The organism is Streptomyces ortus (genome assembly GCF_026341275.1).
Lineage (GTDB): Bacteria > Actinomycetota > Actinomycetes > Streptomycetales > Streptomycetaceae > Streptomyces > Streptomyces ortus.
The window spans coordinates 6,998,742-7,018,235 of the sequence record NZ_JAIFZO010000002.1; the positions used below are offsets into that span (position 1 = coordinate 6,998,742).

General features: G+C 72.9%; 15 protein-coding genes and 1 pseudogene. 5 read left to right on the forward strand and 11 right to left on the reverse strand.

What is annotated here, in order from left to right; all coding sequences use genetic code 11:
- The first annotated feature begins 5 nt into the window (after positions 1-5).
- The 3 genes from K3769_RS33815 to K3769_RS33825 all read left to right on the forward strand — a co-directional run bounded on the left by K3769_RS33815 (position 6) and on the right by K3769_RS33825 (position 4,578).
- Positions 6-1,130, forward strand: a complete 1,125-nt coding sequence (locus K3769_RS33815; protein ID WP_267030048.1) for an acyl-CoA dehydrogenase family protein — start codon at positions 6-8, stop codon at positions 1,128-1,130.
- Positions 1,131-1,211: 81 nt separating this feature from the next.
- Positions 1,212-2,336 carry a 3-deoxy-7-phosphoheptulonate synthase gene (locus K3769_RS33820; RefSeq protein WP_267030049.1) on the forward strand — a complete coding sequence of 375 codons (1,125 nt, stop codon included), beginning with the start codon at positions 1,212-1,214 and terminating at the stop codon, positions 2,334-2,336.
- A 190-nt stretch (positions 2,337-2,526) separates the two neighbouring features.
- Positions 2,527-4,578, forward strand: coding sequence for a phosphocholine-specific phospholipase C (locus K3769_RS33825; RefSeq protein WP_267030050.1), 2,052 nt, complete (start codon positions 2,527-2,529; stop codon positions 4,576-4,578).
- Between the two features lie 92 nt (positions 4,579-4,670).
- Here the strand turns inward: K3769_RS33825 and K3769_RS33830 are convergent, their stop codons facing one another.
- On the reverse strand, positions 4,671-5,648 hold the full coding sequence (locus tag K3769_RS33830) for a DMT family transporter (RefSeq protein WP_267030051.1): 978 nt from the start codon (positions 5,646-5,648) through the stop codon (positions 4,671-4,673).
- The gene (locus tag K3769_RS33835; RefSeq protein WP_267030052.1) at positions 5,645-6,523 is read right to left on the reverse strand and encodes a phosphatase PAP2 family protein; all 879 of its coding nucleotides are present in this window, start codon (positions 6,521-6,523) and stop codon (positions 5,645-5,647) included. The genes K3769_RS33830 and K3769_RS33835 overlap by 4 nt, the downstream gene beginning before the upstream one ends.
- Positions 6,524-6,717: 194 nt before the next feature.
- Between K3769_RS33835 and K3769_RS33840 the strand changes: the two genes are divergently transcribed.
- On the forward strand, positions 6,718-7,341 hold the full coding sequence (locus tag K3769_RS33840; RefSeq protein ID WP_267030053.1) for a TetR/AcrR family transcriptional regulator: 624 nt from the start codon (positions 6,718-6,720) through the stop codon (positions 7,339-7,341).
- 180 nt (positions 7,342-7,521) lie between these two features.
- Here the strand turns inward: K3769_RS33840 and K3769_RS33845 are convergent, their stop codons facing one another.
- Positions 7,522-8,511 (reverse strand): DUF2510 domain-containing protein, encoded by a 990-nt coding sequence (locus K3769_RS33845; RefSeq protein WP_267030054.1) that lies wholly within the window; start codon positions 8,509-8,511, stop codon positions 7,522-7,524.
- Positions 8,459-9,544 carry an anhydro-N-acetylmuramic acid kinase gene (locus K3769_RS33850; protein WP_267031650.1) on the reverse strand — a complete coding sequence of 362 codons (1,086 nt, stop codon included), beginning with the start codon at positions 9,542-9,544 and terminating at the stop codon, positions 8,459-8,461. Before K3769_RS33850 ends, K3769_RS33845 begins: the two co-directional genes overlap by 53 nt.
- 335 nt (positions 9,545-9,879) lie before the next feature.
- Between K3769_RS33850 and K3769_RS33855 the strand changes: the two are divergent.
- Positions 9,880-12,549 (forward strand): annotated as a pseudogene (locus tag K3769_RS33855) (ATP-binding protein).
- 188 nt (positions 12,550-12,737) lie between these two features.
- On the opposite strand, the gene pcaDC reads toward K3769_RS33855, so the two are convergent.
- From pcaDC to K3769_RS33890, 7 genes are read right to left on the reverse strand one after another with little or no spacing between them, the layout of a single operon-like run.
- Positions 12,738-13,895, reverse strand: coding sequence for a bifunctional 3-oxoadipate enol-lactonase/4-carboxymuconolactone decarboxylase PcaDC (gene pcaDC, locus K3769_RS33860; RefSeq protein ID WP_267030055.1), 1,158 nt, complete (start codon positions 13,893-13,895; stop codon positions 12,738-12,740).
- Positions 13,892-15,295, reverse strand: coding sequence for a 3-carboxy-cis,cis-muconate cycloisomerase (pcaB, locus tag K3769_RS33865; RefSeq protein ID WP_267030056.1), 1,404 nt, complete (start codon positions 15,293-15,295; stop codon positions 13,892-13,894). Before pcaB ends, pcaDC begins: the two co-directional genes overlap by 4 nt.
- Positions 15,292-15,873: a protocatechuate 3,4-dioxygenase subunit alpha gene (gene pcaG, locus K3769_RS33870; RefSeq protein ID WP_267030057.1), complete on the reverse strand. Its 582-nt coding sequence runs from the start codon at positions 15,871-15,873 to the stop codon at positions 15,292-15,294. The genes pcaB and pcaG overlap by 4 nt, the downstream gene beginning before the upstream one ends.
- 2 nt (positions 15,874-15,875) lie before the next feature.
- Positions 15,876-16,682 carry a protocatechuate 3,4-dioxygenase subunit beta gene (pcaH, locus tag K3769_RS33875; RefSeq protein ID WP_267030058.1) on the reverse strand — a complete coding sequence of 269 codons (807 nt, stop codon included), beginning with the start codon at positions 16,680-16,682 and terminating at the stop codon, positions 15,876-15,878.
- Between the two features lie 13 nt (positions 16,683-16,695).
- Complete coding sequence (locus K3769_RS33880; protein WP_267030059.1) at positions 16,696-17,898, reverse strand: thiolase family protein; 1,203 nt, start codon at positions 17,896-17,898, stop codon at positions 16,696-16,698.
- The gene (locus K3769_RS33885; protein WP_267030060.1) at positions 17,895-18,566 is read right to left on the reverse strand and encodes a CoA transferase subunit B; all 672 of its coding nucleotides are present in this window, start codon (positions 18,564-18,566) and stop codon (positions 17,895-17,897) included. Before K3769_RS33885 ends, K3769_RS33880 begins: the two co-directional genes overlap by 4 nt.
- The gene (locus K3769_RS33890; protein ID WP_267030061.1) at positions 18,566-19,402 is read right to left on the reverse strand and encodes a CoA transferase subunit A; all 837 of its coding nucleotides are present in this window, start codon (positions 19,400-19,402) and stop codon (positions 18,566-18,568) included. The genes K3769_RS33885 and K3769_RS33890 overlap by 1 nt, the downstream gene beginning before the upstream one ends.
- Positions 19,403-19,494 lie beyond the last annotated feature (92 nt).

Consider the following 19,494-nt stretch of genomic DNA (forward strand, 5'->3'; position numbering starts at 1 on the left):
CACCCATGCCGAACATACTCATCACCGAGCGGGCCGTCCTCGACAAGGCGCTGCCCGGCTTCGACGCCCGGCTGGCCGAACTGGGCACGGCGGCCGTCGAGGACCCCGGCACCCACGTCATCGAGGAGTTCCGGGAAGCCGGCGGCGGCAACGTCCTCATCCCCGTCGCCCTGGGCGGCGGCGGCCTGAACTGTCTGGACGGGGCGCGGCTCCAGCGGGCGGTGGGCAGCCGGGCCCCCTCGCTGGCCGTGGCGTCCACCATGCACCACTACAAGGTGGCCTGGCTGGCGCACGTGCTGGGCGAGGGGGCGGCCGACGTGCTCTCGGAGATCGTCGGCCGGCGGCTGCTCGTCTCCTCCTGCGGTGCCGAGGGCGCTTCCGGCAAACAGCTCTTCGCACCCGGCATCGAGGTGGCCGCGGCGAGGGGCGGCGGTCTGCGGCTCACCGGTTCCAAACGGCCCTGTTCCCTGGTCGGGTCGATGGGCCTGCTGACCCTGCTGGCGCCCGGGCCGCCGGATTCGCCGTACGCGGGCGACCTGCTGATCGTGATGGTGCCCGCCGGGACGGCCGGGCTGCGCCGGGAGCCGTTCTGGGGCAACCACGCCCTACGGGCCGCACAGACCGACGCCGTGGTGCTGGACGACGTGTTCGTCCCGGACCACATGATCGTCCCGCTGGGCGGCCCGGAGCAGGCGGCCGGCCGGCTCAACTCGCTCATGGCACGTTTCCTGATCCTGATCACCGCCGCGTACGTGGGCATCGCGACCGGCCAGGTGGAGCGGGTCTTCACCGACGGACGAGGACAGGCCGGCGACCGGGTGGCGGCCTTCGGCCCCCTGGAGACGGTGTCGGCCGCCGTCGAGGCGCTCGCCCGTGAGCTGGACGACGGTTCACCGGAGGAAGCGCTCATGGGCCGCATCCTGCTGGTCCGGTACACCGCCCAGCGGGCGATCGCGGAGGCCACCGACCGGGTCCTGGAGCTGATGGGCGGCATGTCCTTCGTGCGCGACGGCCACGGGGTGGACCTGCTGGCCGCCAGTCGCGCCCTGGCCTTCCACCCTCCGTCGGAGCACACCATGCGGGAGCCGCTGGACGCGTGGCTGAGCGGGGGCCGCCTCTCGCTGCTGTGAACGGCCGGCCGCGAAAGGAGGGGGGACTCCGTTCTGTTGACACCGATACCGCTGATACCGCTGATACCACCGATACCGCCCATGTCGCCGATGCCACCGTGGTCCCCGCGGGCCGGGGCCGGGGCCGGGGCCGGGACCGGGGCCGGGACCGACGCCGAGGCGCACCCGCCCCTGCTGTGGCCGGGAGAGGCCGAGGAACTGCGTGGCAAGCTGGCCGCCGCCGCTCGGGGTGAGGCCTTCCTGCTCCACGCGGGCAGCAGCACCCCGCCGGGAGCGTTCCCCCGCACCGAGCACGTCACCCGGCAACTGACCCTGCTGGCACAGGGCGTGGTCGTCCTGTCCTACGCGCTCGGCGTCCCGGTCGTGCCCGTCGCCGAGCTCCACGCGCCCCCCGCCGAAGGACACACCCGGCACACCGGATCCGCCGGACCCGCCGCGGCCCCGGACATCCACCAGACGGCCGCGTCCGCCGTCGCCCTCAACCTCGTCAGGGCGTTCGGCGGCGGTGTCCGCCCGGACGTGTCATGGGCGCACGAACTGAACCGGGCGTTCGTCGCGAGTTCCCCCGAGCGCGCCCGCTACGAGCCGCTGACCGGCAGGATCGGCTCCGCGCTGAGTTTCCTGCACGCCTGCGCGGGCAGGTCCGCGGTGTTGCCGAGGCCCGCCGTCAGCCGCCCCGCCCCCGTGGACGACTCCGCCCCGCCCCCGACCGGCGAGCCCGGCGGCGCCCGGTGGGACCTCGCGGGCCACCTGGTCTGGCTGCACCACTCGGCCGGGGTCGGTCACGTACCGGCCGGTGCCGCCGCCGGGACCGGCAACCCGGTCGGCGTGGTGGTGGAGGCCGACACCACCCACGACGCCGTCCTCACCCTGATCGACCGGCTGGACCCGGAACGCTCGGCGGGACGGCTCACCTTCCTCACCCGGTTCGGCGCGGACCGGATCACCGACGTCCTGCCGGAACTGGTGCAGAAGGTCGCCTCCACCGAGGCCGAGGTCGTCTGGGCCTGCGACCCCTGGCACCGCAACCGCCGGGACCCGGCGGCCGTCCTCGCCGAGGCCGCCGCCTTCGTCCGACTGCACCGGACGCTCGGCACCCACGCGGGCGGCCTCCACCTGCCCGCGCACGACGGGACCGCCGGCCTTCCCGGCGCACTGGACCTGGTCTTCGCGCTCGCCTCGACGGCCCCCGGCCGGAGCGGCTAGACCCTGTCGTCACCTCCGGTCCGGACAGGCCTCCGCCGGCACCTCACGTACCGCCGTCTTTCACACGGACGCCACGCGCCCCTTCCCTGACGTTTGTTGCTCTTGGAACACTCCGAGAGCGCACGTTCCGGCTTGCGCAGGTCCGTCCGTCAGCCGCCCCGTACCCGTCAGGACGAGAGGTCACCCAGTCATGACCGAAGTGAATCGGCGCCGTTTCCTGCAACTCGCGGGCGGTACCGCGGCGTTCACCGCGCTGTCGGAGAGCATCGCCAAGGCCGCCTCGATCCCCGCCGGGTACCACCGCGGCACCATCGAGGATGTCGAGCACGTCGTCGTCCTCATGCAGGAGAACCGTTCCTTCGACCACTACTTCGGTGCGCTCAGAGGCGTCCGCGGTTTCGGCGACCCGCACCCGGTCGCGCTCGACAACGGCAAGTCCGTGTGGCACCAGTCGGACGGCACCAAGGACCTCCTGCCCTTCCACCCCGAGGCCGACGACCTCGGCATGCAGTTCCTGGAGGGCCTGCCGCACAGCTGGCCCGACGGCCACGCCGCCTACAACGGGGGCAAGTACGACAAGTGGGTCCCCGCGAAGGGCGCCACGACCATGGCGTACCTGACCCGTGAGGACATCCCGTTCCACTACGCGCTCGCCGACACCTTCACGGTCTGCGACGCGTACCACTGCTCGTTCATCGGCTCCACCGACCCGAACCGCTACTACATGTGGACGGGCTTCACAGGCAACGACGGCAAGGGCGGCGGCCCGGTCCTCGGCAACGACGAGCTGGGCTACGACTGGACGACCTACCCCGAGCGGCTGGAGGAGGCCGGGATCTCCTGGAAGGTCTACCAGGACATCGGCGACGGCCTGGACGCGGCCGGCTCCTGGGGCTGGATCCCGGACGCCTACCGCGGCAACTACGGCGACAACTCGCTCCTGTACTTCAACAAGTACCGCAACGCCAAGCCCGGTGACTCGCTCCACGACAAGGCCCGCACCGGCACCGACGCGCGCAAGGGCGAGGGCTACTTCGACCAGCTGCGCGCCGACGTCACGGGCGGCAGGCTGCCGCAGGTCTCCTGGATCGCGGCTCCCGAGGCGTTCTCCGAGCACTCCAACTGGCCCTCCAACTACGGCGCCTGGTACATCTCCCAGGTCCTGGAGGCGCTCACCGCCGACCCGAAGGTATGGGCGAAGACGGCCCTGTTCATCACGTACGACGAGAACGACGGCTTCTTCGACCACCTCGTGCCGCCGCTGCCGCCGGGCTCCCCCGACCGGGGCAAGTCCACCGTCGACGTCGGCCCGGACCTCTTCGCGGGCAGCTCGAAGTACGTCGCGGGACCCTACGGCCTCGGCCCGCGCGTGCCGATGCTCGTCGTCTCGCCCTGGAGCAAGGGCGGTTACGTCTGCTCCGAGACCCTCGACCACACCTCGATCATCCGGTTCCTGGAGCGGCGCTTCGGGGTCGAGGAGCCCAACATCTCGCCCTGGCGCCGGGCAGTCTGCGGCGACCTGACCGCCGCGTTCGACTTCTCCCGCAAGGACAGCGAGCCGGCCCGCCTCCCGGACACCGACGCGTACGAGCCGCAGGACAAGGACCGGCACCCGGACTACAGGCCGACCCCGCCCGCCGACCCGAAACTGCCCCGCCAGGAGCGCGGTCTGCGGCCCGCCCGTCCGCTGCGGTACGCGCCCTGGATCGACGGCTCGGCCGACGCGAAGGCCGGGAAGTTCACGCTGACCTTCGCCTCGGGCAAGAAGGCCGGCGCCTCCTTCCATGTGACCTCCGGGAGCCGCGCCGACGGCCCCTGGACGTACACCACCGAGGCGGGCAAGAACGTCTCGGACACCTGGAACTCCGCGTACTCGAACGGCTCGTACGACCTGACCGTGCACGGGCCCAACGGCTTCGTCCGCGTCTTCAAGGGCCCCGGCAAGGCCGCCGGACCCGAGGTCACCGCCCGCCACGACGGGGAGGACATCGAGCTGACCCTCACCAACAAGGGCTCCCGCACGGTGAATCTGAAGCTCACCGACGGCTACGGCGGCAAGCCCAGGTCGTTCAGGGTGCGGCCCGGCGCGACCGTGCGGCACACCGTGGATCTGCGGGCGAGCAGGCGCTGGTACGACCTCACCGTCGTCTCCGACGCGGACGCCTCGTTCCTGCGCCGGTTCGCCGGGCATGTCGAGAACGGCCGCGCGGGCGTCAGCGACCCGGCGATCGCGACGGCCTAGACGCCACCGCCACCGCCACCGCGCCGACCGACGAAGGGGGTGGCGGCCACGGACATCCGTGGCCGCCCCCCCCGTATGCCCGGGTGGTGGTGTCACAGCGAGGTGAGATGCCCCGGCTTCGGCTGCCGCGGCAGCATCGAGGGTTCGTATGCCGCCGAGTCGGCCTCCAGTGCCAGGACCGCCGCCACCGGATGCTGCTCCTCCACCGCCGGAGGCACCGGCGTCGGCGTCGGCACCGGTTCCGGTTCCGGTTCCGGCGTGGAACGCGACAGCGTCACCACACCCCAGGCCGCGACCGCCGCCCCGGCCCCCGCGAGGAGCAGCCCCGCCGCCCCGCCCTGCAACCGCTCACCGAGCAGTGTCAGGCCGATGACCACGGCGGCGATCGGATTGGCCAGTGTCACGACGGCCAGCGGCGCGCCGAGTCCGCCCTTGTAGGCGGTCTGCGACAGCAGCAGGCCGCCCGCGGCGAAGGCCGCGACCAGCAGGGCCACCACGATCACCTGCCCGCTGAGCAGCGGACCCGTACGGTCCGTCGCGGCGACCGTCACGGTCTGGGTGAGCGCGGACGCGACCCCCGAGGCGAAGCCGGACGCGGACGCGTGCCGGAGTCCGGGGCGGGCGCCAGGCCGGGCCAGGACGCCGATCAGGGTCGCGGTGGCACCCGTCACGGCCAGCGCCTGCGGGACGCTCAGCACGTCGTCGGGGGCGGGCCCGGACGCCGTCATGAGCACCGCCGAGAGCCCGATCAGCGTCAGCGCCGTACCGCGCCACTCGACCGTGGTGACCCGGCGGCCGGCCAGCCGCGCGCCCAGCGGCACCGCGGCGACGAGCGTGAGCGCGCCGAGCGGCTGGACGAGCGTGAGGGTGCCGTACTTCAGGGCGGCCACGTGCAGCAGCGCGGCCCCCGCGTTGAGACCCACCGACCACCACCAGGCGCCGCGGCCCAGCAGGCGCAGTACTCCGGGTTCCGTGGTCCGCGAGGCCAGCCTCTCCTGTGCCACCGCGGCGCCCGCGTAGGCGACGGCGGAGACCAGCGACAGGACGACGGCGAGGAGGGTCGCGCTCATCGCCGCGCTCCCACGAGCGCGGGCGCGTCCGCCACGCCGCCGGGGGCGTCCTGCCCACCGGACGCATGCGGTACGGGCCTGTCGGCGCCCTCCGTGTTCCCGGTGTCCTCGGAGTCCCCGGCCTTGAAGCCCGGCCCGGTGGGGGCAGGTGCCGCGCGGGGCGGGCGGACGACGGCGAGGGCGATACCGAGGAGGGAGGCCGCCACGATCGCGTCCAGCCAGTAGTGGTTCGCCGTCCCGACGATCACCAGCAGGGTCAGCAGCGGGTGCAACAGCCACAGCCACCGCCAGCGGGTCCTGGTCGCGGCGATCAGGCCGACCGCGACCATCAGGGCCCAGCCGAAGTGCAGCGAGGGCATCGCGGCGAACTGGTTCGAGAGGGAGTCGGTCTCGGGCGAGGCGCCGTACACCGTGGGCCCGTACACCTGGCCGGTGTCCACGAGCCCCGTCGCGGCGAGCATCCGGGGAGGCGCCAGCGGGAATGTGAGATGCACCACCAGCGCGGCGGCGGTGATCGCGGCGAGGACCCGGCGGGCCCACACGTAGTGCCCCGGACGGCGCAGATACAGCCACACCAGGAAGGCCGCCGTGGCGGGGAAGTGCACGGTCGCGTAATAGGTGTTGACGACGTGTACGACGGTGTCGCCGTGCAGCACGGCGGACTGCACGTGGCCCTCGCCGGGCAGGTGCAGGAACCGTTCGAGGTCCCACACGTGACGGGCGTTGCCGAAGGCCGCGGCGGTGTGGCCGGTGGCCAGCTGCCGGCCGAGTTTGTAGACGAGGAAGAGTCCCGCGACGAGCAGGACCTCACGGACGAGGGGTGGCCGCGGTATCGCGGCGGATCCCTTCTGTGCAGGCTCGGTTGGGAGTTCCATCCCCCGGCCCCTTTGCTTGACGGTCTCAACGGTGCTGATGCGTGGTGAGCCCAGGAGGGGATCCACTCGACACAGGGGTGGGTCCTGTCCAAGGCTCATCGATACGCCAGTGTACCGATACGAAGCCGTTCCGGTACACTGGCGTATCGATAGGGTGCCGGGACGAGCCCCGGGGACGAGCGAGGAGAAGAGCCATGACGTCGCAGGCAGCGGAGGGACCGCAGACGGTCGCCGCCTCGCGCCGCTCCAAGCTCACGCCCGAGCGTGAGCAGGAGTTCTTCGACGCCGTGCTCGACCAGGTCCGCCAGTGCGGCTACGACGCGCTGACCATGGAGGGAGTGGCCGCCAGCACCCGGTGCAGCAAGTCCACGCTCTACCGGCAGTGGAAGACGAAACCGCAGTTCGTGGCGGCGGCGCTGCGTGCCAACCACTGCCCCAAGTTCATCGGGATCGACACCGGCTCGCTCGCCGGGGACCTGCGTGCCGTCGCCCGTACGGCGGGCGAGCGGTCCGACGAGGACACCCGGCTCATGCAGGCGCTCGGCCAGTCCGTGATGCAGGACGAGGAACTGAAGCGCGCGCTGCGCGACGCCCTCGTGGAACCCGAACTGGCCGCGCTGCGGGCGATGATCGGGCGCGCGGTCGAGCGGGGCGAGATCACCGCCGACCATCCGGTGCTGGAGTTCATCCCCGCGCAGCTGCTCGGGGTGCTCCGGGTCAGGCCCCTCCTGGAAGGGCGGCCCGCGGACGCGGAGTATCTGCTGCGCTACGTGGAAGTGGCCCTGCTGCCCGCCCTGGGGCTCACCGAGCCCCCTTAGAACTCAGGCCGCCGTCCAAGGGATGACTGGACGGTGACCTGATCGCGCCGCACCGTGGGGACGGGGGCGGCGCGCACCCCCCGGCCGGGTGGGGTTCCTCTTGAGCGGAGAGGCGCTCCACCCGGCCGACTGCTGTCGCCGCGGGACGTTCGCGGCGGTGTGTCCCGGCGGGGATGTGTCCTAGACGTCCTGGCCGTTGCCGCCGCCGGCGGACTTCTTGATGCCCTCCGTGATGTCGTCGATCACGGACTGCTTCGGCGCGCCGGAGCCGACGTCGATGCCGAAGCGCACGACGACGAGCTGCTTGGTGTTGGCCGGTGCCGGGAAGACCAGCGACTCGACGTAGCCGTCGGCGCCCTTGCTCGTGACGACCTTCCAGCGGACCGCGTAGCCCTTCTGCCCGGCCACCGTGACGGCCTCGGAGGAGAGCTCGTCGTGCGAGGTGATCTTGCCGTAGCTCTTGCCGCCGTAGGATTCCTCGGCGTTCTTGGAGATGTCCTCCTTGGCCGCGGCCTCCACGGTGGTGGCCTTGAGCTCCAGGGCGAGCGCGGGGGCGGAGTAGGCGCCGCCGCGCGTGCAGGTCGCCGTGGCGTCGCCCGGGCACTTGTAGGAGTCCTTGGACGTCACCTGGGCGCCCACCTGGATGGTCGAGCCGCTCCAGCCGTCGGGCACGGGGAGGCTGATGCCGTTGACCGGGTCGGCGGCGAAGCCCTCCTCGGACTGCTGCGGCTGCGGGACCCCGCTCTCGCCGCCGTCCTGCCCGCCGGGACCGCCCTGGCCGCCGTCCTGCCCGCCCGGACCGCCCTGACCGCCGCCGTCCTGGCCCTGCGGGCCGCCCGGCAGCGACGGTGTCGGCCGGGCGTCGCTCTGCCCGGCGCTGTCCGTGCTGTCGTCGGCGGTCAGCGCGTACACACCGCCGCCGATGCCCGCGAGGACCGCGACGGCGGCGGCCACGGCTATCGCCGTACGCACTCCGCGCCGGGGCCCGCCCGGTTTCGCGCCCCCGTACGGGGTGCCCGGCGGGTACGCCGGGGGATTCCATGCGGCGGCCGACTCCGCGGGGCGGGTCTGGTCCGTCCATGTACTGCCGTCCCACCAGCGTTGCGTGGCGGGACCGTCACTTGTCTGCCCGGGGTCGGGATACCAGCCGGGGGGAGTCGCCTGCGTCATGTGCCCACCGTATGAGGTGTGGGTGAAAGCCGTATGAGAGGACCCCGTTTCCGGTCACCTCAGCACCAGGCGCACCGGCTGTCGCGCGCCTGCGCGGATTTGCGGGGAAACCGCTCCGCCCCGGAGTGAGCGAGCCAAGTACGCGGGCGTGCCGGGCGCCGGTGCTCCTCGGGTCGGTGCCCGCAAGTCCGTGCACCGTCAGAAACCCCGGAACGGCGAAGGCGTACGCCTCCTTGGCCGCCGCGGGCAGCCCGAGACCGTCGGAGAGGCGCAGCGGCACTCCTCGCGGTTCCTCACGGAGCATCGCCATGAGGACGGGATTGTGCGTCCCGCCGCCCGGGACGGTCACCTCGGTGACGGGTGGGGACCCGGTGCCGCGGGAGGACCCGGTGGCGCTCAGGGAGCGGACGGCGTCCGCCACCGTGCGGGCGGTGAGCCGGGTGAGGGTCGCGATCACGTCCTCGTCGCTCAGTGCCGCGTCCCCGTGGGCCGATGAGGCGAAGTCCGCCGGCGCGGCGAGCGGACAGCCCTCGTGGAACAGCTCCTTGCCGGTCGTCTTCGGCGCGGGCCGCGCGTAGTACGGCTCGTCGAGCAGGCGCCGCAGCAGCGGCTCGCGCACGATGCCGCGGGCGGCCGGCGCCCCCTCGGCGTCGAAGTCCCGGCCGGTGGAACGGCGTACCGCCGCGTCGATCAGCGCGCCCGCGGGGCCTGTGCCGAACGCGGTGCCGTCGGGCGCGGTGAGGTTGGCGATGCCGCCGAGGTTCAGCGCGACCGGCGTGCCCGGCCTGCCGCGCGGCCAGACGACCATCAGCACGGGCCGCCGGCCGCCACGGTCGCCGAGAAGGCCGAACGGCGCGGCGCCGGCCGGCCGGAAGAAGAACGCGAGCGCGAACGACGCGTACGTCCTGACCAGGGCCTCGGCCTCGGAGCCGCCCTCCGGGGTGAAGAACCGGGCCGCGATCACCGTCGCGAAGTAGCCGTGGACATCGAACTCGTACCACTCGATGAAGTTGCCGACCGACCCCGCGACCAGCGCTCTTCGGGAACGCTCCGGCCGGTCGGTCCGCCGGCCGGAGCCGTGCGCAGGGGTGTCCGTACCGTTCCTCCCGCACCGCTGTCGCTCCGGACCGGGCCGGCCTCGGCCTACCTCTGTCGGCCTCTGACGAATTCGCTGAAAGTAAGTTCCAGTTTGCGGTTGCTGACAGTCAATAACTTTCACCCACGCCGGTCGGCGGGCACGTCGGCCGACTCCTGTCCACTGCCTGTATCCGGGAAGGCAACTGGTGTCCGGACCGGACTCCATCGCGCCGTCCGGAGGACTAGGCTCGAAGTCTGCACGTCGTTGGGCCGACCTGGGGAGGCAGCGGGATGACAGAGGCACGGCCCGGTGACGCCGCCTCGGCACCGCTCTGGGAGCGCGACGCGGAACTCGCCGCGGTCACGGAGGCCGTCGACGCCCTGTGCGCCGGCTCCGCCGCCGGCACCCTGCTGGTGTTCACCGGCGAGGCGGGCATCGGCAAGACCGCGTTGCTCGCCCAGGTCCGCGTCCTCGCGGAGAACCGCTGCACGGTCTGGGCGGCCCGCGGCGGCGAGACCATCACATCCGTTCCGTTCAACGTGGTCCGGCAGTTGCTCCAGCCCGCGCTGGTGGCCCTGATGCCGGACGAGGCGCGCGAGTACTTCGGCGACTGGTACGACATCGCCGGACCCGCACTGGGCATCGCCGAACCGGGCGGCCGGCAGGTGGACCCGCAGGGCGTGTGCGACGGACTGGTCGCCGCGGTGCGCAGGCTCGCCCGGCGCGAGTGGCCGCTGGTGCTGCTCATCGACGACGCCCACTGGGCCGACCAGGAGACGCTGCACTGGCTGGCGGCCTTCGCCGAGCGTCTCGACGACCTGCCCGTCCTCGTCGTGGTGGCCAGCCGCCCCGGGGACGCCACCGGGGAGAGCGCCCGTCACCTCGACACGCTCGGCGCGCTGTCCCGCCCCATGCCCGATCTGCGCGCGCTGACCCCGGAGGCCACCGCCGGACTCACCCGCGCCACGCTGGGCGCGCACGCCGACGCCCCGTTCTGCCGCGAGGTCTGGGCGGTCACCGGCGGCAACCCCTACGAGAGCGTGGAACTCCTGGCCAAGGTCCAGGACAGCGAACTGCAGCCGGTGGAGGACTCGGCCACCGAACTGCGCGCGCTGAACCGCGCGGCGCGCGGCCGGGGACTGGTCGACCGGCTGGAGGGACTCGGCGTCGACGCCACGAAGTTCGCCTGGGCCGCCGCCATCCTCGGTACGCAGATCTCGGTGGACCTCGCGGCCGAACTGGCCGGGATGCAGCGGGAGGAGGCCGAGCGCTGCGCCGCGCGGCTGAGCGCGGCCCGCATCCTCACGGTGGCCGACCGGACGACGGGTCATGGGGCGGACGGCGAGCTGGAGTTCGTCCATCCGCTCATCGCCACCGCCGTCTACCGTTCGATCCCGGACGCGCTGCGCACCGCGATGCACGGCGTGGCCGCCGCGGTCGTCACCGCGTCGGGTCTGGGCGCCGCCGCGGCCTCCCGCCACCTCCTTGAGGTGCATCCGGACGACGACCCCGAACTCGTCGAGTAGATGCGTGAGGCCGCCGGCGAACACCTCGCCGTCGGTGCCCCGGACGCGGCCCGCCGGTGTCTGGAGCGGGCCCTGCTGGAGCCGCCGCTGCCGGAGGTGCACGCGCTGGTGCTCTACGAACTGGGCTGCGCCACGCTGCTGACCTCGCCCGCGACCACGATCGGCTATCTGCGCCAGGCGCTCACCGTGCACGGCCTGGAGGAGGAACTGCGGGTCGACGCGGTCTGCCGGCTGTCCTCGGCGCTCGTCCACAACGACCAGCTGGAGGAGGCGGTCGCGGTCGTCGACGCGGAGGCCGACCGGCTCGAACCGGGTCCCGGGCGGATGCGGCTGCAGGCCGTGCACTACATGTGGGAGGGCATCCATGCCGGTGAGGAGGACGCGCCCGGCCGCTCCCGCCGGCTGACCGAGCTGGCCAAACCGCTCACCGGCCGTGACAACTCCGAGCGCGCGGTGCTCATACTGCGGGCCTTCGACGCCATGACCCGCGGGGAGAACGCGGAAGAGGTCGTCGAGCTCTGCGACCGCTCGCTCGTCAACGGCCGCCTTGCGCCCGGCCTCGGCTGGACCGACACCGAGTGGAGCTTCGAGCTCCTGATGATGCTCGGCATCTCCTACACGTACGCGGACCGGCTCGACCGTGCCGAGAGCCTCTTCACGGAGGCCCGGCGGTCGTACGAGTCCGCCGGCTGGAGCGGTGGCCATCTGGCCCTCGCGCACGCCTTCGGCGGGTACGTGCTCCGCAGGCGGGGTCGCCTCAAGGAAGCGGACGAGTCACTGCGCGAGGCGCTGCGGCTCGCGGACCGGGTGGGCCGCGGACTGCCCATGCACTGGTCGGCGGCGTGCATGCTCATCGACACCCTGCTCGCCCGCGGGCATGTGGGCGAGGCCGAGGAGATCGCCGAGCGGTACTCCTTCGAACCGCCGCACCCGTCCACGATCGTCCTGCCGGACACCCACTCGATACGGGGCCGCCTGCTCATCGCCACCGGCCGGGTCGAGGAGGGCGTGAACGAGCTGGAGACCGCGGAGAAGATGTCCGAGGCACGCGGCGGTCACAACACGGTGATGGCTCCCTGGGCGGGCGACCTCGCGAGGACCCTCGCGGTCTCGGACCCGCGCCGTGCCGCGGAGGTGGCGGCGGACGCCCGTGTCCAGGCCGAGCGCTTCGGCACCGACACGGCGATCGGCGAGGCCCTGCGCTGCGCCGCCGCGCTGGAGACCGGCCAGCGCTCGGTCGCGCTGCACGCCCAGGCTGTCACGTACCTGGAGGCGTCCCCGTGCGCCTACGAACACGCCCTGGCCCGCGTCGAGTACGGCATCGCGTCCCGCTCCCGCACGGAGATCACCAAGGGCCTGACCCTGGCCCGATCCTGCGGAGCCGACACCTTGGCCACCCGAGCCCAAGAGGCACTGGGCCCGGAGACCCCGTAGGTCCCAGGGAGCCCCGCGCCCTGCAGGCACGTGGCTCAGGGGGCGAAGCCCCTTCAGGGGCGCGGGGAACTGCGCGCCCAGCATCCAGGTACCCGCACCGATTCGGCAGGGTGCCAGGACAGCGCCGCTCCGGCCTTCAACCGCAGGTACGTGTGGCGCGGGGCGGCCGGCCACAGGCCCCGTGCACCTCACGACCCGCGCCCACCCTCCTCGGAGAGAACTGCCCGCGCCACCGCGAACGCCGAGTTCGCCGCCGGAACCCCGCAGTACACCCCCGTCTGCAGCAACACCGCCCCGATCTCCTCCGGCGTCAGCCCATTACGCCGAGCCGCCCGCACATGCATCGCCAGCTCGTCGTAGTGCCCGTGCGCCACCAGCGCCGTCATGGTGATCATGCTGCGTTCGCGCCGCGACAGTGTCTCGTCCGTCCAGACCTCCCCCCACGCGTACCGCGAGATGAAGTCCTGGAACCGCGCCGTGAACGCCGACTGCCCCGCCTGCGCCCGGTCCACGTGCTCGTCCCCGAGCACCTGCCGCCGCACCGACATCCCCCGCCCCGCGTCACCGACGAAGTGCGCGCGCAGCGCGGTGAGCACGGCCTCCGGCCGCTCCGCCGGCGCCAGATGCGACGCGCCCGGGATCTCCACGAGCCCGGCGCCCCGCACCGCGTCGGCGATCTCCCGCAGATGCGCCGGCGGCGTCGCCGGATCCTCGCGCCCGGCGACGAGCAGCGTCGGCGCGGAGACGCGGGGCAACCGCTCACGCAGATCGAACGCCGCCAGCGCGTCACAGCACGCCGCGTACCCCTCCGGATCGGCCGTCCGATGGTCCTCGACCAGCCCCGGCACGGTGAACCCGGGCGTGAACCACCGCGCACCGGCACCCGCCGCCAGCCCGGCGAGCCCCTCGGCCCGTACACGCGCGGCCCGCTCCTCCCACGGCTTGGAGCCGTTGAAGTGCGCCGAGGAGCAGATCACGGCGAGCCTGTCCACCCGCTCCGGATGGTGCACCGCGAGATGCAGCCCCACCGCCCCGCCGAGCGAGACACCGGCGTACGAGAACCGGTCGATGCCCAGCGAGTCCGCGAGCGCCAGCACCAGGGCGGCGAGGTCGCCGACGGTCGCCCCCGGACCGATCAGCGACGCGGACGACCCGCCGTGCCCCGGCAGGTCCCAGCGCACCACCCGATGAGTGACGGAGAGCTCGGGCGCGACCGCGTCCCACAGCGCCAGCGACGTCCCGAGGGAGGGACCGAGGAGCAGCGGGGGAGCGGCGGCGGCCCCCTCCACGCGATGGTGCAGCAACGCGCCCTCGTTCGGCACGATGTGGTCGGTCAGACTGGTCAACGTCGCTCCAGGGCACGGTCGGTGAGGACTCCGGCGGAGCCCGCGTACCGGGTGGGATCGGTCAGGGCCACCAGATCGAGGTCCTTCAACTCGGGCTCGTTCAGGTCGAGTTCCGCCGCCAGCAGTTCCAGGAGCGGCCGATCCTCCGCGGTGGCCCGCCGAGCCACCCGGGTGAGTACGTCCTTGGCGCGGGCCCGCCCGAGCACCGGCGCGAGTTCGGCCGCCAGCCGCTCGGAGACGATCAGGCCGTGCGTGAGGTCCAGGTGGGCCCGCATCGCGTCCGCGTGGACCCGCAGACCCTCGGCCAGCTCGGCGGCGTCCCGCGCGGCCCCGCCCACCAGGCGGAGCAGGTCGCGCAGCGGCTCCCACTCGGCGTGCCAGGCGCCGGCCGGCCGTTCGTCCTCGGCCGCCATGGACCCGTACAGCGTCGCCGCGAGCTGCGGCGCCCGGCGGGCCGAGGCCGCGAGCAGCGTGGCCCGCACCGGGTTCGCCTTGTGCGGCATGGCGGAGGACCCGCCCCCCGTGCCCTCGCTCAGCTCACGGATCTCCGTACGGGAGAGGGTCAGGACATCCACCGCCGTCTTGCCCAGGGCGCCCGCGGTGAAGGCGAGGGCCCCCGCCAGGTCGGCGACCGGAGTCCGGAGGGTGTGCCACGGCAACAGCGGTGCGGACAGGCCCAGTTCACGGGCGTACGCCGCCACGAGTGCCGCCGTGTCCGAGGCTCCGTACACGGCGAAGGCCGCCGCTGTGCCCGCCGCGCCGCCGAGTTGCGCCGGCAGCCCGTCCCGTACGACGCGGACGCGGTCCCGGGCGTCCAGCACCAGCGACCGCCACCCTGCCGCCTTCAGGCCGAAGGTGGTGGGGACGGCGTGCTGGGTGAGCGTGCGCCCCGGCATGACCGTGTCGCGGTGCTCGCGCGCGAGACGGGCCAGCGCGCGCTCCGTACGGGCGAGGTCGCCGAGGACCAGGTCCAGCGTCCGTACCGAGACCAGCGTCATGGCCGTGTCCATGATGTCCTGGCTGGTCGCGCCCCGGTGGACGTACGGGGAGTGCTCGTCGCCGACCGCCGCGCCCAGGTCCGCGACCAGCGGGATCACCGGGTTGCCGCCGGCCCGCGCACGCAGCGCGAGCGCGTGGACGTCGAAACGCGCCGCGTCGGCAGCGGCGGCGGTGACGGCGTCGGCCGCGGCGGCCGGGGCGAGACCCAGCGAGGCCTGGGCCCGGGTGAGGGCCGCCTCGGCGTCGAGCAGCGCCCGCAGGAACGCGGCGTCGCCCGTCGCGGCCTCGGCGGCCGACCCCGCCCGCCCGGGCGCGAGAAGCCCCGCGTCGAGGCAGCCGGATGCGACAGGCCCGACGGGCCGCCCGGGCTCACCGGGTTCTTCAGGTCCGACCGCTGTCACTGAAACTCCAGGAAGACCGTTTCGCCTTCGCCCTGAAGACGGATGTCGAAACGGTACGCCCCCTTCGTACCCTTCATCCCGTTCACCCCCTCTGCCGCGACCAGCGTGGCGCGCCGCTCGGCGGGCAGCGAGTCGAGCAGCGGGTCCGGGCCGTCGGCGAGGTAGGCGCGCGTGAAGAGGTGGTGCGTCAGCCCGCGCGCGAACACGCACACACTGATGTACGGCAGCCCGGAGTTGCCCGGCCGCAGCGTGTGGAGCGCGTAGTGCCCGTCGGCGTCCGTGGGTACCCGCCCGTACCCCGTGAAGTCGACGCCGTTGCGGCCCAGGAAACCACCGGTCGACGGATCGCGGCGCAGGGAGCCCGGGGCGCCCGTCAGCGAGCCGTCGGGCGCGGCCTGCCAGAAGTCGAGCAGCGCGTCGGGGACCGGCCTGCGCGCGCCGTCGTACACGTGACCGTGCAGGCTGATCGCGTCCGGGTGGCCCTGCGGGGCGATCCGGTCGCCGTCGGGGAAGGGGAGCGCGTGGCCGTAGAACGGGCCGATGGTGTGGGACGGGGTGGGGAGCGGTCGCTCGGCCATGGTCACCGGCTTTCCTCGGTCCAGGTGGCGGAGGGACCGTCGAGGACGATGTCCCAGGCGTAGCCCATCGAGAAGCCGGGCTGCGACAGGTCGTGGTCGTAGGCGGCGACCAGCCGCTCGCGGGCCGCCGTGTCGGTCACCGACTGAAGGATCGGGTCGTACCGGAACAGCGGGTCGCTCGGGAAGTACATCTGGGTCACGAGCCGCTGGGTGAACGCCGTCCCGAAGACGGAGAAGTGGATGTGCGCGGGCCGCCACGCGTTGGTGTGGTTGCCCCACGGGTAGGGGCCCGGCTTGATCGTGGTGAACGAGTACCGGCCCTGATCATCCGTCAGCGTCCTTCCCACGCCGGTGAAATGGGGGTCGAGCGGCGCCGGGTGCTGCTCGCGGAGGTGCGCGTACCGGCCGGCGGCGTTGGCCTGCCATATCTCGACGAGCTGGCCGCGCACGGGGCGGCCGTCGCGGTCGAGCAGCCGTCCCGAGACGGTCATCCGCTCACCGATCGGCTCACCGCGGTGCTGGACGGTCAGATCGCTGTCGTGCTCGGTGATGTCGGTGACGCCGAACACCGGCCCCGACAGCTCGACGGTCTCCGGATCACCCCCGCTCACGGCGACCAGCGGCTGCTTCGGATGGCGCAACAGGGAGCTGCGGTACGGGGCGTAGTCGCGCCGCGGGTGGTGCAGGACCGGCGCGCCACCGGCGACCGCCTTGTCGTACGCGTCCTGCTGGTCCCTGATCTCGACGTCGATGTCCGCCTGGGCGAGCGCCGGGGCGGGTGGCTGCGCGGGGATGGGGGTGAGAGCCATGACAGGTGGGTTCCTAACGCTCCAGTACGAGGGCGAGGCCCTGGCCGACGCCGATGCAGAGGGTGGCGACGCCGACTCCCGAGCCCTTGCGGGCCAGTTGATGGGCGACGGTCCCCGCGAGGCGCGCACCGGAGGCGCCGAGCGGATGGCCCAGCGCGATGGCGCCGCCCTGCGGGTTCAGGACGGCCGGGTCGAACTCGGGCCACTCGGCGACACAGCCGAGGACCTGCGCGGCGAACGCCTCGTTCAGTTCCAGAGTTGACAGGTCGTCAAAGGTTCGGCCCGCCTTGGCGAGCGCGCGGTTCACGGCTTCCACCGGCGCGAGACCGAAGTAGTCGGGGTCGAGCGCGGAGACACCGGACGAGGACACCCGGGCGAGGGGTTCGCGACCGGTGGCGGCGAGGCCCTCCTCGTCGACGAGGAGCAGCGCCGCCGCGCCGTCGTTGAGGGGTGAGGCGTTGCCCGCGGTGACCCTGCCGCCGTCCGGGCGGAACGACGGCTTGAGGCGGGCCATCGCGGCGAGGGAGGCGTCGGCGCGTACGCACTCGTCGGTGGCGAAGGACAGCGGGTCGCCCTTGCGCTGCGGCAGGGGGACCGGCGCGATCTCGCCGTCGAACAGGCCCGCGGCCTGGGCGGCGACGGCCTTGCGGTGACTGGCGAGCGCGAACTCGTCCTGTTGCGCACGGCTGATCTTGTGCTTGTCGGCGATGAGTTCGGCGGACTCGCCGAGGGGGATGGTCCACTGCGGGTCCATCCGCGGGTTGACCATGCGCCAGCCGAGGGTCGTGGAGTACAGCTCGGTGTGCCCGGCGGGGAAGGGCCGGTCGCTCTTCGGCAGGACGTAGGGGGCGCGGGTCATCGACTCGACACCGCCGGCGAGGGCGATCGAGGCGTCGCCGAGCGCGATGGCACGCGCGGCCTGGATGACCGCTTCGAGGCCGGAGGCGCACAGCCGGTTGACGCTGACGCCCGGCACGGAGGTGGGCAGGCCGGCGAGCAGAGCGGCCATGCGGGCGACGTTGCGGTTCTCCTCGCCCGCGCCGTTCGCGTTGCCGAAGTACACGTCGTCGATCCGGGCGGGGTCCAAGTCCGGTGTACGGGCGAGGAGTTCACGCAAAGCGTGGGCGGCCAGGTCGTCCGGGCGGACGGCGGCGAGGCTGCCGTTGTACTTGCCGAACGGGGTACGGACGGCGTCGACGATGTAGACGTCCTTCACGGCTGCTTCTCCTCGGTGAGCTCTTCGACCAGCTCGTCGGCGATACGGACCTCGGCGGCAGTCTTCGCCACGACCTCGTCGACCGTGACACCGGGCGCCGTCTCGACGAGTACCAGCGCGTCGTCCGTGACGTCCAGGACACCCAGGTCGGTGATCACGCGGTCGACACAGGCTCTGCCGGTCAGGGGCAGCGTGCACGTGTTGAGGATCTTCGGGGAGCCGTCCTTGGCGGTGTGGGTCATCACGACGATCACCGTACGGGCACCGTGCACCAGGTCCATGGCCCCGCCGATGCCGGTGATCATCTTGCCGGGCACGGCCCAGTTCGCCAGGTCGCCGCCCGCCGAGACCTGCATCGCGCCGAGGACCGCGACGTCGATGTGTCCGCCGCGAATCATCCCGAACGACAGCGACGAGTCGAAGTAGGAGGCGCCGGGCAGGACCGTGACGGTCTCCTTGCCCGCGTTGATCAGGTCCGGGTCGACCTGCTCCTCGGTCGGGTAGGGGCCGGTGCCCAGGATGCCGTTCTCCGACTCCAGGATCACCTCCACGGCCGCCGGGAGGTAGTTGGGGATCAGCGTCGGCAGGCCGATGCCGAGATTCACGTACTGGCCGTCCCGCAGCTCGCGCGCGGCCCGCGCGGCCATCTGCTCCCGCGTCCAGGCCATCAGCCGTTCACCGAGCCTCGTACCGCGGGCGTCTCTCGTGCCGCAGGTGTCTCTCGTGCCATGGGTGTCTCCCGTGTCGGGGGCGCGGAGACCGTGCGCTGTTCGATCTTCTTGTCCGCCGCCTGCGCCGGGGTGAGCGCGACGACCCGCTGCACGAAGACGCCCGGCAGATGCACCGCGTCCGGATCGATCTCGCCGGGCTCCACCAGCTCCTCCACCTCCGCGATGGTCACCCGTCCGGCCATCGCGGCCAGGGGGTTGAAGTTGCGGGAGGACTTGTTGAAGACGAGGTTCCCGTGCCGGTCGCCCTTCGCGGCCCGCACCAGCGCGAAGTCGGTACGGATACCGCGCTCCAGCACGTACGGCGTGCCGTCGAAGTCCCGTACCTCCTTCGGCGGGGAGGCCAGCGCGACGCCGCCCTCGCCGTCGTAGCGCCAGGGCAGTCCGCCGTCGGCGACCTGCGTGCCCACCCCGGCCGGCGTGTAGAAGGCGGGAATCCCGGCGCCGCCGGCCCGCAGCCGCTCGGCCAGGGTGCCCTGCGGGATCATCTCGACCTCCAGCTCCCCGCCCAGGTACTGCCGCGCGAACTCCTTGTTCGCCCCGATGTACGAGCCGGTGACGCGGGCGATGCGGCCCGCCGCCAGGAGGACCGCCAGGCCGGACTCCATCGCCCCGCAGTTGTTGGACACCACGCCGAGGCCGGTGACACCGCGCTCGTACAGCGCCTGGATCGTCACGTTCGGCACACCGCTGAGCCCGAAACCGCCGACGGCCAGTGTCGCGCCGTCCGGTACGTCGGCCACCGCGGCGGCGGCTGTGGAGACCACCTTGTCCATCTGTGAAGCCCCTCTTCCCGAGCGTTCCGCACCCCGATTACTCAGGGCACTGAGTATGTCCGCGAGGCTTCGAACACGCTGCCATCGAGGCA

Bases quoted from the DNA above. Each gene is read 5' to 3' on its own strand.
- K3769_RS33820 (WP_267030049.1), top strand. From the start codon at position 1,212: ATGTCGCCGATGCCACCGTGGTCCCCGCGGGCCGGGGCCGGGGCCGGG.
- K3769_RS33825 (WP_267030050.1), top strand. From the start codon at position 2,527: ATGACCGAAGTGAATCGGCGCCGTTTCCTGCAACTCGCGGGCGGTACC.
- pcaG (WP_267030057.1), bottom strand. From the start codon at position 15,873: ATGGCCGAGCGACCGCTCCCCACCCCGTCCCACACCATCGGCCCGTTC.
- K3769_RS33890 (WP_267030061.1), bottom strand. From the start codon at position 19,402: ATGGACAAGGTGGTCTCCACAGCCGCCGCCGCGGTGGCCGACGTACCG.
- K3769_RS33835 (WP_267030052.1), bottom strand. From the start codon at position 6,523: ATGGAACTCCCAACCGAGCCTGCACAGAAGGGATCCGCCGCGATACCG.
- K3769_RS33815 (WP_267030048.1), top strand. From the start codon at position 6: ATGCCGAACATACTCATCACCGAGCGGGCCGTCCTCGACAAGGCGCTG.
- K3769_RS33885 (WP_267030060.1), bottom strand. From the start codon at position 18,566: ATGGCCTGGACGCGGGAGCAGATGGCCGCGCGGGCCGCGCGCGAGCTG.
- pcaH (WP_267030058.1), bottom strand. From the start codon at position 16,682: ATGGCTCTCACCCCCATCCCCGCGCAGCCACCCGCCCCGGCGCTCGCC.
- K3769_RS33830 (WP_267030051.1), bottom strand. From the start codon at position 5,648: ATGAGCGCGACCCTCCTCGCCGTCGTCCTGTCGCTGGTCTCCGCCGTC.
- K3769_RS33845 (WP_267030054.1), bottom strand. From the start codon at position 8,511: ATGACGCAGGCGACTCCCCCCGGCTGGTATCCCGACCCCGGGCAGACA.
- K3769_RS33840 (WP_267030053.1), top strand. From the start codon at position 6,718: ATGACGTCGCAGGCAGCGGAGGGACCGCAGACGGTCGCCGCCTCGCGC.